The sequence below is a fragment of the Myxococcus sp. AB036A genome (assembly GCF_006547355.1).
GTDB lineage: Bacteria > Myxococcota > Myxococcia > Myxococcales > Myxococcaceae > Myxococcus > Myxococcus virescens.
Genome location: NZ_VHLC01000151.1, coordinates 1 through 16132, shown reverse-complemented (window position 1 = coordinate 16132; position 16132 = coordinate 1). Strand labels below are relative to the sequence as shown.

Genomic DNA, 16132 nt, shown 5'->3' with positions numbered 1-16132 from the left:
CCACAGTCCCCGCCGCCGCCTTCGCCGCCCTCTCCGTTGGCACAGCATTCGGTGTTGCAACCACCGCCCACGGGAGGCGGAGGAACGTCGGGGTTGCTGAATCCAGCCCCGACGAAGCCATAGAGGGCAACGCCATCGTCCGGAATCACCTGGCGCCCATCCGCGCTGACACTGCCCAGGCCATAGGCATACCAGCCACTACTATTCGCGTCGTAGTTCCAGAAGTTAGCCTTCGCTCCGGGAAGTTCGCCCCGGTAGTTGGCGTAGTAAAGCTTCGCGCCGCTGAAGCCGGGCGATAGCCCTTCGAAGCGTGCGTCGCTTGGCTGGAGCGTAAAGTAGAGCGGCATCTCCAGATTAGGCAGGGGAAAAGGTGCTTGGTTGATGGGCAGCGGGGTAATGTTGATCTCGGTCAACAAGTTGCCCGCGCGGTCACGCACTACTGTTCCCGGCGGCAGCCGCAACTCAAGCCCCGGGATAGCGGGTGTCGTCACCGCGACCTCCTCCGTCGTGGGACTTGGGATGGCGACCGTACCCTGGGGATCCAACCGGGGCATCCACACGGTGTGTCCCAGTGGGTTGGTGACTCCTTCCCGAATTTCGATATGCATGAAGAAAAGGCCATAACGGGTCGAACCGTGATTGGCCGTCTGGCCATTGACCTCCAGGGTCTGCCCTCCCGGATTAAGCCCTTCCAAGAGGAAGCGCCCCTGGGAATCTGTAACAGTAGCAATACCGCGCACTACGATGCGTACGCCCGCAAGTGGCTTGCCATTGAGGCGCAGCACGCGCCCGGACAGAGCAGTGACACCCGAAGCCGCCGTGAGCGGCTCCACCGGAGGCACCTGGGGCTCTCTTGAACGCCAGTCGCCCATGAAATTCTCCGGTCCCGGCAACCACGTTTCCCCATTATCAAAGAAAGGTCGCTCGGGAGCGCGCCACTCGTAGCGTCCGTCCGGGCGCCGCATCTCAGATGGGCGCACCAGGGACACCGGCTGCGCTGTCGCCCTGGCGCGGCCGGGCCGTGGCCGAGGAAGGCGAACGTCCGGCCGTCCCTCGCCCAATGCCAAGCTCGCGGTCGTGAAGCCCACCGAGGTGAGGGGCAGAACCTGCCCTGCTTGGGTCTTCAACCCCTCGACGTAGAGCGTATATATAGTGGCCGGCAGCAGCGACTGCGAGGGACGGAAGAAGAGCAACCGCCCTTCCTCCGCGAGGGTATGGTCACCAGCCACCTCGCCCACAGGCCCCATCAGCGTGACGGCCGTCTCACCATCCTGGGACATGGGCTGGCTCAGGCGCACTGCCAGCAGGGTGTCCACCGGCACTGCGGCCGCACCGTCTACGGGAAGCGAGCCCGCCATCCTCGCTGAGGAGTTCGAATTCGGCAGCCTGTCACGTTCGGCGGCATCCACTCGGACGAACTCGCCCCGGACCGGATCGAACAGTTCCGCAGTGGGCACCGCGCCCGACGCGTCACCGCCCCAGAGCAACACGCGGCCATCCGGCAGCAGCACCGCAGTGTGGCCCGCGCGGGCCACCTGCATGCGGGAGGAGAGCCGCGTCACCTGGAGGGTCCTTGAATCTAGGAGTTCCGCGGTATCGCTAGCCCGTGAATCCACTGTCTCCCCTCCGGTGAAGAGCACGCGGCCATCCGTCAACACCGTAGCCGAGTGGCGCGCACGCGCCTCCGTCCGGAGCTCCATCGCGCTCGTGAAGGTCCGAGTGTCTGCGGAAAACCATTCGGCGGTGCCGAGTAGCCGTCCGGCCGCATCGCGTCCCCCCACCACCAAGACCCTGCCATCGGGAACCACCGTCGCAGTCGGATGCGAGCGCGCGAACACCAGGCCATTTTCCAGCGGCTCGGGGACACCGGTCTCCGGCAGGAGCTCCGCGTCACGTGTCGGCTGTTCGCCCCCTAGAAACAACCAGCGCCCGTCCGGCAAGCGCGTTGCACCGCGATCCACTCGCACTGGAGGCCTAACCACGGTCAGCGGTTGCATGAGGTCATCGGGCACCGCAGCGAACGGGACTTCTTCCGCGCAGCCGGTAATCACGCCCAGCAGGGCGAGGCAGGCGACCGCGAGTACACGTCTGATTTGAGGCATGGTCTTTCCAGGTTGAATCAGGGAGGACATGAAGGTCACTTCCGGACATCCGCTTGGGCTGGTGCCGAGGGAGCGCCCGCGGTCTTTATTCCCAAGGAGAGTTGGCCGATGCTGGCTTGGTACGGGTCCACGGTGATGCCGTACGTACCCGTCGTGGGGGGCGTGAAGTTCACCGTGTAGCCAGTGGCGGAGCCCGTGGTTTGGCTCGTCAACTGCGCGCCATCAGGCCTCAGGATGCGCACCAACGTGTTGCTGCCGAAGCTGTTGCCTGTGATTAGCAGCGTCAGGTTGGAATTCGCGTTGGCAGAGAAGGTGTAGAAGCCATCCTGGCCCACCCGCGCAGTGCTGAAGGTGTGAGCGGGACCATCCACCGTGAGGACGTCTCCCAGCGACGTCGACAGCAACAGGCCCACCGTCGCCGTCACCGTCCCTGATGGATTCACCGTCAGGCTGTATGTGCCCGTCATCGGCAACACCGGCACGTCGCAGTTCCCTGGCACGTAGAAGTTGCTGCAATCAACCAACAGGGTGCCATCTGGCTTGAGCAGCTTAATGACAGCGCTCCCTCCGGCAGGCGTAGTGCTGACACTCGTCACCCCCAGCCCTAGTCGCGCCCCCATCGTGCCGCTGAAAGTGTAACGGCCGTTCTGCCCTGCATTCAGGACCACTGTCGTCTCCACCCCATCGACGGTGCCCGCGCTTCCGCTGGCCTCCTCAACCAATTGGAGCGTCATCTGGCCGATGCTGGCTTGGTACGGGTCCACGGTGATGCCGTACGTGCCCGTCGTTGGGGGCGTGAAGTCCACCGTGTAGCCAGTGGCGGAGCCCGTGGTTTGGCTCGTCAACTGCGCGCCATCAGGCCTCAGGATGCGCACCAACGTGTTGCTGCCGAAACTGTTGCCTGTGATTAGCAGCGTCAGGTTGGAATTCGCGTTGGCAGAGAAGGTGTAGAAGCCATCCTGGCCCACCCGCGCAGTGCTGAAGGTGTGAGCGGGGCCATCCACCGTGAGGACGTCTCCCAGCGACGTCGACAGCAACAGGCCCACCGTCGCCGTCACCGTCCCTGATGGATTCACCGTCAGGCTGTATGTGCCCGTCATCGGCAACACCGGCACGTCGCAGTTCCCTGGCACGTAGAAGCTGCTGCAATCAACCAATAGGGTGCCATCCGGCTTGAGCAGCCTGATGACAGCGCCCCCTCCGGCAGGCGTAGTGCTGACACTCGTCACCCCCAGCCCCAGGCGCGCCCCCATCATGCCGCTGAATTCATAGATGCCATTCTGGCCTACCTGTCCCGTGAAGGTTGCCGATACCCCGTCCTTCTCCAGCATGCCGCGCACAGCACGCACCAATGCGAAAGACGCATTAAACCCCGTTGTCGTGCCGCTGAGTCGCACCACGAGCGTGTAGACGGTGTCCCTGGTAGCCATCGGAATGTCGAAGACCCCGCCTGCTGCCGCAAGGCTAAAGTTGCCCACCTGCCCGCCCATTTGATCATGGACCACCAGCGTCGCTTGGTTCGCTCCCCCCAGGACCACCGATGTCACCACGAGACTTACCTGCTCCCCCTGCCGCACGGAGAAGCTCAACACCGCCTTACGCGTTGAGTCCGCCAGGGACACAGCACTCGACGCCCCGCCGACTTCAGCTTGGAGTCTGGTGTCTGTCATCGCAGGAACCGCCCCCACGGGGAGCACTAGGAAGTCCTCGGAGCTCGTCGCTCGCCCTGAAGGAGTGGAGACCCGAATCGCGCCCGTCGCGCCCAATTGAGAGACCTTCACCTCCAGCTGTGATGCGGAGGAGGTCAGCACCGAGGCCTGGATGTCTCCGAGGAAGACTCGATTGAAAAGACGGTCGGGGTCGAAGTTACTCCCTGTAATGGTCACCACTGAGTCCACCGGGCCTCCCACTGGAGAGAAACCTGTGATGACGGGGCCAAGTACGGGACTCGTAACAATAAAGTCCTCATGGCTCGGGACCGTCGCCCCATCCACGGTCACACTCACTGGCCCCGTTGTTGCGCTCGCCGGAATCGTCACCACCAGTCGCTGCGGACTCGCCGCAGACACGATGGCATCCACGCCATTGAAACGAACCGTGTTGCCAACCAGTGCCGGGCTGAAGCCCACCCCCGTCAATATCACATCCGCCCCGGGAGGGCCCGCGTTGGGAGTAAAATCGAAGAGCCCCAGCTCCGCTTCGGATAGGCGCTTAATTTCCAAGAGGTTTCCCCCTGGGTCATAAACATACTGAGCGCTGGCGCCCGCCCCGTCATAGACGCCTACCAGACGCCGACTTTCGTCATAGACATACTGAATTGGAGGCCCTGCGTCCCCCAGAGCACTGGACCGGGTCTCCGTTCCTGGCTGAGATGCAGGTGGACCGCCACACGCGGACAACACAAGGACACACCAGAGAGCGCGAACGCAGCTCTCCCAGAAAGTTCGCTTCAAGAACGACTCCTAGCTTGGAATGGGCTGGATGGACGAAAGTGTTACCGGCCAATCCCTGTCGAAGCAGCGGGGCTGGTCAGCGAATGGAGAAAAGCCACAATGTCGGAGCGCTCGGAAGGGGTCATGTCTCCTACCTGAAGCCCCTCAGGCAGGCGATAATACAGCTCTCGTTCAACGGCTTGAATCAGCGTGGGAACACTGCCGTCACGCATGTACGGCGCCGTTACGGCTACGTTGCGGAGGGACGGCGTACGAAACCGCCCCAGGTCAGAAGCCCTCAGGGTCACCACGTATCGCCCCAGCGCCGCCACTTCTGCGCGCGCAGAGACAGCCGCCCGCCGCGCGCCAGGGTCCAGCAGCGCCAGTTCTCGAGCCGCGCCCGCCTGCTTAGCTACGAGGGCCGCGGAAATCTCACCGGCATGGTACGACCCATCCGTGAAGGCTCCGCCCTCGGGCGGGTGGCAGCGCGCGCAGCCCGCCCGGCCTGTGAAGAGCGCGAACCCTCTTCGCTGTTCCGGACGAAGTGCCTGCGCGTCCCCACTAAGAAACTGCTCAAACGGCGAGGGAGGAGGAACCTGCTGGCGCACATAGGCCGCGAGCACCCTAGATACCGTTTCCCGCGTCGCCCCCCTTCCAGGAAAGAGTCGCTCGAATTCCGCTGAATATCGAGCCTGGACAGATGAAATGACAGCTTCCTCTCCTTCCATCCCATGCTCTTCGGCGGTCGTAAGGGGATCGAACATCAACGTCTCTAATGAGGCCCTTCGCCCATCCCAGAAAAACTCACGGGCCGAGGCCAGGCCCCACAGGCTGGGTACGTTCCTAGTACCGGTGCGGTCGAACACACCCCGTGAGACAGGCTTGCCGTCTGTAAAGGCGGCATCAGGTGGATGGCAAGTCGCGCAAGCCACCTTGCCATCTGCGCTCAAGGACGTGTCGATGAAGAGAGCAGCCCCCAGGGAGGCCCAGGCCTTTTCGTCTGGCGGAGATGGCTGCGGCTCGGCGCCGCTGTCCAAAGACGGAACGAGCAGTCCCCATACCGATACCAAACAGACGAGGCGCCTGGAAGACAGACACAAAGCCTGCCACGATTTTCTTTTCACATTCGCGCCATCCCTGTCCCATCTCCCCAAAGTCCACTCAAGCACTCCAAAACGAAAGAAAGGCAAATCCATCCCCAATATCCCCCAAAGGTTCGGATGAGAAATTCGCAGGACCGACCATTCGCTACCCAAGCGAGAACAGGGCCGACGGTTTTCTCGTGCCATCAATAGGCGTTAACGGACCCGTTCGAGGCCCTACTGCCATGAGAGCTACGGAAGCGGTCGATTGCGTGGGAGCCACCTAGGTACAGTCAGCATCTCCCCAATTGAGGATGAGAGTGACCTGTCACCTTCGCTCCAGAGCAGAGTTTGAAACCCGGTGCCAGACGAAATACATCTCTCCACGAGAAGTCCATCTGACTGACTGAGGAGCAACAGTCGTGGTGTCCGACTTCGGCAGCGCCTCATCGTCGAAGCACTCGGATTAGAACCCTGGCACCTGCAATGCCTTACCGCATGCCACCTTACTTTGGTCACTTCCACGCTGCCTTCTGGCAACTCGTGCCCACCGTTCGACAATCTCACGGCATCAAAAACTGTTCCTGCCGCCCCCCGCTTCTTCCACCTCATATACATGGTCCCCGCCTGTCCCATTACGGTCAGCACGCAGGCGTCACTTCTCATTCACTGGCAAGCACGGTCAAGTAGCCGACAGACTGCTTCGCAAGTTGTTGCGTTGAGCAATTAATGGACCAGCGCCTCATTGGCGAGGTCTGGGCAGACCCAGCGGGCTCCTACCAGCAGCATGACTTCGGTTCACAGGAGCTCGGTTGTCGTGTGTACGCCGCACGCGGCCGTCCACGTTGCGGGATTTACCGTCTGTGGAACTGGATGGGCCACTCTGCACGATTTCGCTCGCGGTGCGTGTCAGGCCCCTCCGGAAACAGCAGCTCGCCCTTCCCGCCAGCCCCCCTCCCAAGCCACCGACCGGGTCAGTCCCGGGTTCCCGGGGTCGTCCGGCACCTCATGCAACCTCCAAGAACTCCTGCGAAGCCGCCTCTTGTGGCATATACCCACACCATGCCTTCCGCCCTGACCGCCTCCGAGATCCGCGAGGCGTTCCTCAAATTCTTCGAGGAGCGCGGCCACCGCCGTGTGGCGTCCTCCTCCCTGGTGCCCGCCAACGACCCGACGCTGATGTTCACCAACGCGGGCATGGTGCAGTTCAAGGACGTCTTCACCGGCCGTGAGACGCGCGACTACCGCCGCGCCACCACGTCGCAGAAGTGCGTGCGCGCCGGCGGCAAGCACAACGACCTCGACAACGTCGGCTTCACCGCCCGGCACCACACGTTCTTCGAGATGCTCGGGAACTTCTCCTTCGGCGACTACTTCAAGGCCGACGCCATCGCGTACGGTTGGGAGTTCGTCACCCGGACGCTCGGCCTGTCCACCGACCGGCTCGCCGTCACCGTGTTCAACGGCGAGGGCGGCACCCCCTGGGACGAAGAGGCCTACGAGCTGTGGAAGAAGCAGGGCGTCCCCGCCGAGCGCCTCTACAAGCTCGGCCTCAAGGACAACTTCTGGGCCATGGGCGACACCGGCCCCTGCGGCCCCTGCTCCGAAATCCACTACCACCAGGGCGACGACATCCCCTGTGTCGAAGAGGCCGAGGGCAAGAAGTGTCAGGGCGTCGCCTGTGACTGCGACCGGTGGCTCGAAATCTGGAACCTCGTATTCATGCAGTTCGAGCGCAAGGAGAAGGACGGCCCTCTCATCCCCCTGCCGAAGCCGTCCATCGACACCGGCGCGGGCCTGGAGCGCATCGCCTCCGTCGTCCAGGGCAAGCGGTCCAACTATGAGACGGACCTCTTCCAGAACATCCTCGCCACCGTCAGCGAGCTGTGCGGCAAGCCCTACTCGCAGGAGTCTGGCGCGTCCCAGCGCGTGGTCGCGGACCACAGCCGCGCGGCGGCGTTCCTCATCTCGGACGGCGTCCAGCCCTCCAACGAGGGCCGCGGCTACGTCCTGCGCCGCATCATGCGCCGCGCCATCCGGCACGGCACCCAGCAGTTGGGCCTGGAGGACGTCTTCTTCTTCAAGGTCGTCGACCGCGTCATCGAGCTGATGGGCGACGCCTACCCCGAGCTCCGGGAGAGCCGCACCTTCGTCCTGGAGGTCTGCCGGCACGAGGAGACCAGCTTCCGCCAGACGCTCAGCCGCGGCCTCAAGCTCATCGAGGAGGAGCTGTCCGAGCTGCAGAAGGCCGGCGGCAAGCAGCTCTCCGGCGACGTCGTCTTCCTGCTCCACGGCACCTACGGCTTCCCGTGGGACCTCACGCAGATCATCGCCCGGGAGCGCGGCCTCGACGTGGACCTGGTCCGCTTCGAGGAGCGCCTCAAGGAAGAGGCGGACAAGAACAAGTTCGCGGGCTCTGGCGACAAGGCCACGGGTGAGGTCTACCTGAAGCTGGCGGAGCGGCTCGGGACGACGGAGTTCCTCGGCTATGAGGGCGAGGGACACGAAGGTGAAGGCAGCATCCGGGCCATCGTCAAGGACGGCGCCGAAGTCACACAGGCCGCGCAAGGCGACACGGTGGAGCTCGTACTGGACCGCACACCGTTCTACGGCGAGTCCGGTGGCCAGATGGGCGACACTGGCCGCATCGTCGGCCACGGCGGCAAGGCGGTGGCCAAGGTCACCGACGCGCAGCGCCCCGTGCCGGGCCTCGTGGTCCACTCGGTGGAAGTCTCCGAGGGCACCTTCAAGGTCGGCGACATGGTCCAGGCCGGCGTGGACTCGGAGCGCCGCAAGTCCATCCGTGCGAACCACTCCGCGACGCATCTGCTCCACAAGGCGCTCAAGCTCGTGCTCGGTGAGCACGTGAAGCAGGCGGGTTCCGTCGTAGCGCCGGACTACCTGCGCTTCGACTTCGCGCACTTCTCGCCCGCCACGTCCGCGCAGCTCGAGCAGGTCGAGGACCTGGTCAACGGCTGGATTCGCGACAACGCGGGGGCCGAGACGCGCATCATGAGCCTGGAGGACGCGAAGAAGTCCGGCGCCGTCGCCATGTTCGGCGAGAAGTACGGCGAGACGGTTCGCGTCGTCACCGTACACCCCGAGTCCACCGAGCTGTGCGGCGGCACCCACGTGCGCCGCAGCGGTGACATTGGCCTGTTCAAGATTGCCAGCGAGAGCGGCGTGGCGTCCGGAGTGCGCCGCATCGTCGCGCTGACGGGCATCGGCGCGCTCCAGTACGTCCGCGAGCAGGAGCACGAGCTGCGCAAGGTGGCCGAGCTGCTCAAGTCGAACCCGAAGGAAGTCTCCAAGCGCGTCGAGGCGACCCAGAAGCGCGTGAAGGAACTGGAGCGCAAGGTCGAGGAAGTGGCCGTCAAGGCGCAGACGGCCAGCAGCAAGGACCTGCTGGAGCAGGCTCGCGATGTGAATGGCATGAAGGTCCTGGCCACCCAGGTGGACGCAGCGGATGACAACGTCCTGCGCGGCATGGCGGACCAGCTCCGTGACCGCATCCGCTCGGGCGTGGTCGCCATCGGCGGCGAGAAGGACGGCCGGGCCATCATCCTGGTCGCGGCCACCAAGGACGTCGTGGCCAAGGGCATCAACGCCGGCGCGCTGGTGCGCGAGATGGCCAAGGAAGTCGGCGGCAAGGGCGGCGGCAAGGCCGAGATGGCCCAGGCTGGCGGCCCTGATGCCTCGAAGCTCCCCGCGGCGCTGGAGAAGCTGTACGAGCTGGTGAAGGGCGTGGGCACCGCGTGATGAACCACCGGGCCTCCGCTTCCGTGGCACTCCTGGCGGCCGCCCTCGTCCTGGGTGGCTGCAAGGAGGAGTCCGTGCCTGACTACGCGGGTACGGGTGACGACCGGACGCTTCAGAAGCTCCGCCAGGAAGTGGACCGGGTGAACCAGGGCGGCCGTCCCTCCCAGGGCCCCGAGGCCACGCGCGGAGACCCGAACGCGAACCTCGCGGGCCTGGCCGCGGGTATCAACGTCCCCACCGAACGCGCATGGGAGCTTCCCGCCCCCAACGACGCCGTGCGCCTGGAGACCCTGTCCGTGAAGCTCACCGGACTGGACGCGTCGCACTCGGTGAAGGGCTCGGGGAAGGTGAGCCTGACCTCCGAGGACCTGTTCTTCCGCGTGCAACTCATGACGCAGAACGTGGGCGGCGCGCCGCTCACCCTGGACCTGGACGGGGCGAAGCTCTTCGGGGCTGAAGGCCAGTCGTACACCGTGGCCCGGGATGCCCAGGTCGTCGGGGGCACCCGCCCCCTTCGGCGCACCTGGGCGCCAGACGAGCGCACCGACGTGGTCCTCCTGTTCGAGCTTCCTCCGGAGGCCCTTCGGGACGACGGGCTGCACCTGCTGCTTCAGGGCTCCGGGGGGGATGTGCGGATTCCCTTGAAATGAGCGGGACAGCGTCCAAGCTCCTCCCGCTTCGCATCCGCCTCCCGTACACGACGGAGGAGGAGTTTATCGACAAGTACGGCTCGAACGTGGCGCGCGGTGGCGTGTTCGTTGCCACGCGCGCCATGAAGCCCGAAGGTACCGGGCTGGCGTTCGAGTTCGTCCTTGCCGATGGGGCACGCCTGCTTCGCGGCGAAGGCGTCGTCGTGAAGGCCCAGGTGGACGCGGTGGGCGGGCGTACCGGCATGACGGTGCGCTTCGTGAAGCTGGACGCAGCAAGCAAGGCGCTCATCGACCGGGTGGTGTCGAAACGCACCGGAAGCGTGGAGCCACAAGCTCCCGCCCAGGTCACGCCCCCTCTTCCGGCCCCTGCACCCGCGCCACCTCCGGGACTCGTTCGCCGCACACCCGGCGCGAAGGTTTCGAATGCGGTGCGTGCCTCGATTCCCCCCCGTGAGCCCTCGCGGGAGGATGCGCGCGTCAAAGGCACGCCGACGGGAGTTCCTGACACGGCAGCTGCCAACGGAGCTGCTCTTGTGAGCACGGTGGCAGTGCCGGAACTCACGCCCAGTTCCGAGGCTGCTACGGCGGATGATGACGCACACGCGGAAGTGCCGGACTCCGGCACGGCGGCTCCGTCCTCAGAGTCCGAGCAAGTGTCGGATGAACCTGCATCCAGCACGGACGCGCATGCGGTGTCCGGTGCGGCGGACACGGGCCCACTTGATGCCTCTGACGCGCTCAGCGGAGTTGCTTTCACTGAATCAGGGGCACCGAGCGAACAAGACGCGGACACGCGTCCGGGACCTGTCGCTCCGCGCTTTGAAGCTGATTCGAGTGACGGGCTCGACTTCGCCATCACCGCGAGCCTCGCGGCGTCCGAGGATGAAGGCAGTAATGCGGATGCAGTAGCCGCGCGACACGGCCTCGGTGAGCCCGCCAAAGCGCCTCTCGTCCCGGAGGATTCGTCAACCGACTCCGGCACTGCACCGACAGCTACCGCGACTCCGGACCTGACGGCGAAAGCCTCCGACGCGCTGGCCTCGAGCGAGCCAGAGGAGCCGCCTCAAACGCAGCTTCGTGTCCCGCCCGAGTTGGAGACAGGCGAGGATGCGCATGCAGCCGCCGAGCCTCCCACCTCCGCGCTCCCTGTATCCCCGCCTGGTCCTCGTGGACCGGCGCTTGCAGAACTCGACGAAGCCGTCGGTGACGAAACTTCCGCGCCGGCGACGGATGCAAATGCAGCGGCGCCCCACGGAGCATCTGTCACTCAGGCGAACACCCCAATCGTCGCGGAAACTGGCACGCCTGCAACGGCGGAACTCTCCGCGACGACGCCAGTTACGGGTACTGCTCCCGCCAACGAAGCAGCCACGGAACCCTCCGCGACATCTGCGACGACGAGCTCCGAGCCCACCGCCAAGGGCAGCGATACATCCACGATTCAAGCAACCGCAGAGGCATCGACCACAAGCGTCGAGCCCGACACCGACGAGGGCAACGAAGCAGCCCCGACATCCTCCGGGACGGCGGCGCCCGCGAGCGAAACGCGCGATGCCGAAGCAGGCGACGCATCACCGACTGAAACGCCAACTGCCACTTCGACCACAAGCGTCGAGCCCACCGTCGAGGCAGGTCACGTAGCATCCCCGGAGGCGTCCGCGACGGCCGCGCGCCCTCGTGCCCAGTCCGACGCCGAAGCAGGCGACGCATCCACCACTCAGCCCCCCGCCGCGACGTCACCACTGAGCGATGCGCCCGTCGCCGAGGCAAGCAACGAGGCAGCTACCGAGCCCCAAGCAGCAGCACCAACCACCGAAAAAAGTGGCCCGGGTGTCGCGTCCGAATCTACGACGACGACCAACACGGATGACCCGTCTGGCAGTGCTCCCGGCGAGGCATCATCCGCACGGACGATTGCCGCGCTCCCGAGCGCACCTGGCGTCGACAAGACGGCGCCCTCCGCTCCGGGTGCGAAGTCCGCTGAGCGTTCGCAGGACGCCTCCACATCAGGTGACACACCGCCCCAGGCGGCAGCCAGTGCAGCCCCCTCGGCCGAGTCGAGTCCACCACCAGAGCCGACACATGCGACTGCCGAGCCGCATGGGCGCACCGCCGATCCCGAAAGCGTGCGCCCCGGCGTGGCCTCGGATGAAGCTTCTCTGTCCAACACGGAAGCAGCCCCAGCCCGTACCGAATCCGAGCCCACGCCCCCCGTCCCTCAGGACGCGGACGTGCCACGCAACCGCCGCCGTGCCCTGCTCGAAGTCCCCATTCCCCAGCCGGCCTCGACGCCCGCGCTCCCCGAGGTCGTGCTGGGCATCGACCTGGGCACCTCACATGCGCGCGTCGCCGTCGTCCAGGACGGGATGCCCAAGCTCATTCCCCTCCCCGGCACCACCACCACAGACCTTCCCGCACTCATCGCGGTGAACGGCACCGGCGACCTCGTCGTCGGCACCACGGCTCAGACGGAAGGCCAACGTGCCCCCCGCCGTGCCATCTCCGGTCTCAAGCGGCTACTGGGTCTGAAGCCGCGTTCTCCGCAACTTCGCTGGCTCGCCCCGTTGCTCCCCTTCCCCGTCACCACGGACACGAATGGGGACTCCGCCGTGGAGGTCCGAGGCCGCGTCATCTCACCCACGCTCTTCACGGCCATGCTGCTTCGCGAGCTGAAGCATGCCGCCGCGACGCACCTGGGCCGCAAGGCAACCCGCGCCGTCATCTGCGCCCCCACGCACTTCACCGACCGCCAGTGCGCGGCCCTTCGCGAAGCCGCCACGCTCGCGGGGCTCGATGCCCAGCGCATCCTCATCGCCCCTGCGGCGGCGGCGCTCGCGTATGCACATGGCCGAGGGCTCGCGCGAAAGCGGGTGCTTGTCGTGGACCTGGGCGGTGGCGGTCTCCAGGTCTGCGTGGTGCAAGTCACAGGCGATGACCTCGAGGTCATTACCACCGGAGGCGACGCCACCCTCGGCGGTATGGACTTCGATGCGCGCATCGCCGAGGCCATCGCCAGCGACCTCTCGGAACAGGGTGTGCCCAAGCCGGACCACCCCTTCGACTGGGCCCCCCTGCGCACCGCCGCCGAGTCCACGAAGGTGGCCCTCTCCAGCCAGGAGCAGGTGGACGTCGCCCTCCCCTCGGGAACCGTGCCCCCCATCAACCGGGAGCGAGTCGAAGCCCTCACCGCCGACCTCGCCCAGCGCGTCACCACCGTGGTCCGCGACGTGCTCGAATCCAACGCGCTCTCCCCCCAGGGGCTGGACGCGGTGCTCCTCGTCGGCGGGCAGAGCGCCGCTCCCCTGGTCCGCCGCCGGCTCGAAGAGAGCCTGGGCGTGAGCGTGCGCGACGACGTGGACACTCGAGGCAGCGTGGCCCTGGGCGCCGCGCTGCTCGGACAGGGGCTCCTGCTCGCCGCGGCCGGCAAGCCCGCGGCCACTGTCTCCGAGGTGCTGTCCTCGCCGCTCGCCGTCGCCGAGCGCGGTGGCACCTTGCGCCGCGTCCTCGACCGGAACACCCGCCTACCTGCCACCAAGACGCTGGTGCTCCCCACTGTACCGGGTCCACTCGAGCTGGCCCTCTTCCAGGGGGCAGCCACGCAGACGTCCGAAGCCGAGTACCTCGGCCGGCTCACTCTCAACGTGGAGCGCGCGGGTGAGGTGGAACTGCACCTCACGCTCTCAGTCGATGGGGCCCTGTCGCTCGAAGCCACCCTGCCTGGCGTGAAGCGGCACGTGGTGTCTCTGGCCACGGAGCACTTGGACGACGCGACCTACGACGCGCTCATCGCCCGCTCGCCGCTGGTCCCTGAGCCGGAGCGACGCCCGGGTGGCGTGCTGTCCGGACTGAAGAAGCTCTTCGGCCGCCGCTGAGCCCCTCCTCGCTCATCCGCGCACAAGTCACGGCGTCCTTCGCCCCGTGGGCCGATGCGCCCGCGGCCATCCAGGCCACCGTGCGTCCCTGCGGCTCTCTCTGTAGCCATGGCGACAGATGGCCAGCTTTCCGGTGACTGATTTTCCGGGGAGGAATGCGATGCGACGTTCGATTGTGGGTGGAGTCGCCACGGCGGCGCTGGGCATGGCGGGACCCGCCTTCGCCATCGAGGCACAGCAGGTGGGCGAGCGGCTCCGCGTCGAGGAGCGGCCGCTGGTAGGCGTCGACGTCCGGCTGGGCCTCGGCGACTTCACCGGCGACCTCGGCAGCAACACCCAGGTGGGCCCGCTGCTGGGCATCAACGCCAGCGCCTATCCCTGGCAGTACGGCGGCGTCGAGGTCGGCTACGAAGGCCAGCGCTTCCCCATCGACGACTCGCGCCTGCGCAACAACGGCGATGGCGAAGGCGTCTGGCGCCACAACGCCACCCTGCTCGCCAAGGCGGGACCGCTCATCGACGAGAAGTGGCGCCCCTTCGTCGGCGCGGGCGTCGGCCTGAGCTACCTCAACCCCTCGGACGGCGCGGACCGCTTCTACAACAACGACTGGCAGACGGAGCTCCCGCTGGCCGCGGGCCTGGACTACCGCTTCGGCAACATGGTGGCCGGAGCGCGCGCCACGTACCGGTTCGTCGGCGGGGAGGGCCTCCTCCGAAACCCCGTCACCAACGCCGACGAGAAAGGCAGTCTCTTCAACGGCAATGTGATGATTGGCGGGCAGTTCTAGCCCGCCCCCACGTCACAGGCTGAAGCCGTCCAGCAGCGCCTCGGGGCGGGGATTCTTCTCCCACGCCTCGAGCACCGCCACCGCGGGCGAGCGCCCCGACGCGGCCACCGCGTCCAGCGCGTCCAACAGGGGCGCATCCTGCGCATCCAGCCGCATCAGGCCCCGGCGGGAGATGGCCAGCATCTCCGCCGCCAGGCGGTGCAGCTCCTGTGAACCCAGCCGGCCGCCCAGTCCCTCGCGCCGCGCCGTGTCGTGGAAGGCCAGGTGCTCGGCGTAGGTCAGCTTCGGCAACAGGCGCTCGGCCTCCTCCAGCGCGGTGGCGTCGTACAGGATGCCGCGCCAGAGGGCGGCGAGCGCTCCCGTCATCGCGGGATTCACACAGTCCGCGCCGCGCACCTCGATCACCGTCTTCAGCCGCACCTCGGGGAAGAGCGTGGACAGGTGGTCGGTCCAGTCGTTCAGGTCGGGCGGCTTGCCCTCGAAGCCCTCCTTCATCAACTGCCGGAAGGTCAGCTTCGGGTACAGGTACTCGTTGTTGCGCCGCAGGAAGAGCAGCGGCGCGTCCAGCGCCCACTCCACATAGGCGCGATACGAGAACGAGCCGTCGAAGAACGCGGGCAGGTAACCACATCGAGTGGGGTCCACCTCGTCCCAAACGCGGTTGCGGAAGGACAGGTAACCCGACGGCTTGCCCTCCACGATGGGGCTGTTGGCGTACAACGCATTCATCAGCGGGGCGAGCCGCGCCACCACCACCGTCTTGCGGACACAGTCCGCCTCGTCCGCCCAGTCCAGGGACACCTGGCCGGTGGACGTCATCAACATCATGTTCAGCGCCAGCCGGCCGCGCTCCGGCAGCGTGCGGCGCATGATGAGGTAGCGCGTCTTCGGCATCCACGGCATCTGCGCCGTCGTACCGAAGGGGCGGTAGCCCAGGAACACGAGCCGCAAGCCCAGCTCCTTCGCGGCGGAGGACACCTCCGACAGGTGCGTCAGGTTCTCCGCATGCGCCTCGCGCGCGGTGACGAAGGGGCTTCCGGACAGCTCCACCTGGCCGCCGGGCTCCAGGGAGATGGTGGCGCCACCGCGCTGCAGCGCGATGACGGGCGACTCCGGCGTCTCCCGGAACGGCGTGTAGCCCGCCGAGGCCACCCGGTTCAGCAGCGCGCCGACGCCCCGCTCACCTTCATAGGTCGGAGGCTCCGCGGCGCCCACCGGGTAGAGGAACTTCTCATGCTCGAGCCCCAGACGGTGCGCACCGCTGGGCTTCTCGGCGGCTCGGAATCCAGCCAACAGCATGTCGACGGAGGAGATGGGCTCTGAGGCCGCGCGCTTGAGGTCGAGTGACATGGGCGCGCCCTATATAACCTAGACCTTTCGACCCGCCCGGATTTGCGCACTGGCCTTTATGAGCCCACATTCCACCCTCCCCACCATCTCCCCCCAGC

8 protein-coding genes and 1 pseudogene are annotated in these 16132 nt (G+C 66.3%); 5 read left to right on the top strand and 4 right to left on the bottom strand.

Annotation, left to right across the window (positions count from 1 at the left end; translation table 11 throughout):
• The 3 genes from FL344_RS35850 to FL344_RS40170 all read right to left on the bottom strand — a co-directional run.
• A partial coding sequence (locus FL344_RS35850) for a kelch repeat-containing protein (RefSeq protein WP_305021787.1) occupies positions 1 to 2132 on the bottom strand: 2132 nt, incomplete at its 3' end.
• Between the two features lie 5 nt (positions 2133 to 2137).
• Positions 2138 to 4324, bottom strand: a complete 2187-nt coding sequence (locus FL344_RS35845; RefSeq protein ID WP_194863376.1) for an IPT/TIG domain-containing protein — start codon at positions 4322 to 4324, stop codon at positions 2138 to 2140.
• Positions 4325 to 4596: 272 nt separating this feature from the next.
• Positions 4597 to 5730 carry a cytochrome c peroxidase gene (locus FL344_RS40170; RefSeq protein ID WP_194863375.1) on the bottom strand — a complete coding sequence of 378 codons (1134 nt, stop codon included), beginning with the start codon at positions 5728 to 5730 and terminating at the stop codon, positions 4597 to 4599.
• Positions 5731 to 6678: 948 nt separating this feature from the next.
• Here FL344_RS40170 and alaS point away from each other — a divergent pair.
• The 5 genes and pseudogenes from alaS to FL344_RS35815 all read left to right on the top strand — a co-directional run bounded on the left by alaS (position 6679) and on the right by FL344_RS35815 (position 14684).
• Positions 6679 to 9375, top strand: a complete 2697-nt coding sequence (gene alaS, locus FL344_RS35835; RefSeq protein ID WP_141621681.1) for an alanine--tRNA ligase — start codon at positions 6679 to 6681, stop codon at positions 9373 to 9375.
• Positions 9372 to 10025: a DUF4352 domain-containing protein gene (locus FL344_RS35830; RefSeq protein WP_141594174.1), complete on the top strand. Its 654-nt coding sequence runs from the start codon at positions 9372 to 9374 to the stop codon at positions 10023 to 10025. The genes alaS and FL344_RS35830 overlap by 4 nt, the downstream gene beginning before the upstream one ends.
• Positions 10022 to 10318 (top strand): annotated as a pseudogene (locus FL344_RS39580) (TIGR02266 family protein); the annotation flags it as partial. The gene FL344_RS35830 and the pseudogene FL344_RS39580, both read left to right, overlap by 4 nt.
• A gap of 1845 nt (positions 10319 to 12163) precedes the next feature.
• Positions 12164 to 13897: an Hsp70 family protein gene (locus FL344_RS35820; protein ID WP_141621684.1), complete on the top strand. Its 1734-nt coding sequence runs from the start codon at positions 12164 to 12166 to the stop codon at positions 13895 to 13897.
• A 160-nt stretch (positions 13898 to 14057) separates the two neighbouring features.
• Positions 14058 to 14684 (top strand): hypothetical protein, encoded by a 627-nt coding sequence (locus FL344_RS35815; RefSeq protein WP_228565616.1) that lies wholly within the window; start codon positions 14058 to 14060, stop codon positions 14682 to 14684.
• A 12-nt stretch (positions 14685 to 14696) separates the two neighbouring features.
• Here the strand turns inward: FL344_RS35815 and FL344_RS35810 are convergent, their stop codons facing one another.
• Entirely contained in the window at positions 14697 to 16034 is a 1338-nt protein-coding gene (locus FL344_RS35810) for a glutamate--cysteine ligase (protein WP_011555757.1), read from the bottom strand.
• Between the last annotated feature and the right edge of the window lie 98 nt (positions 16035 to 16132).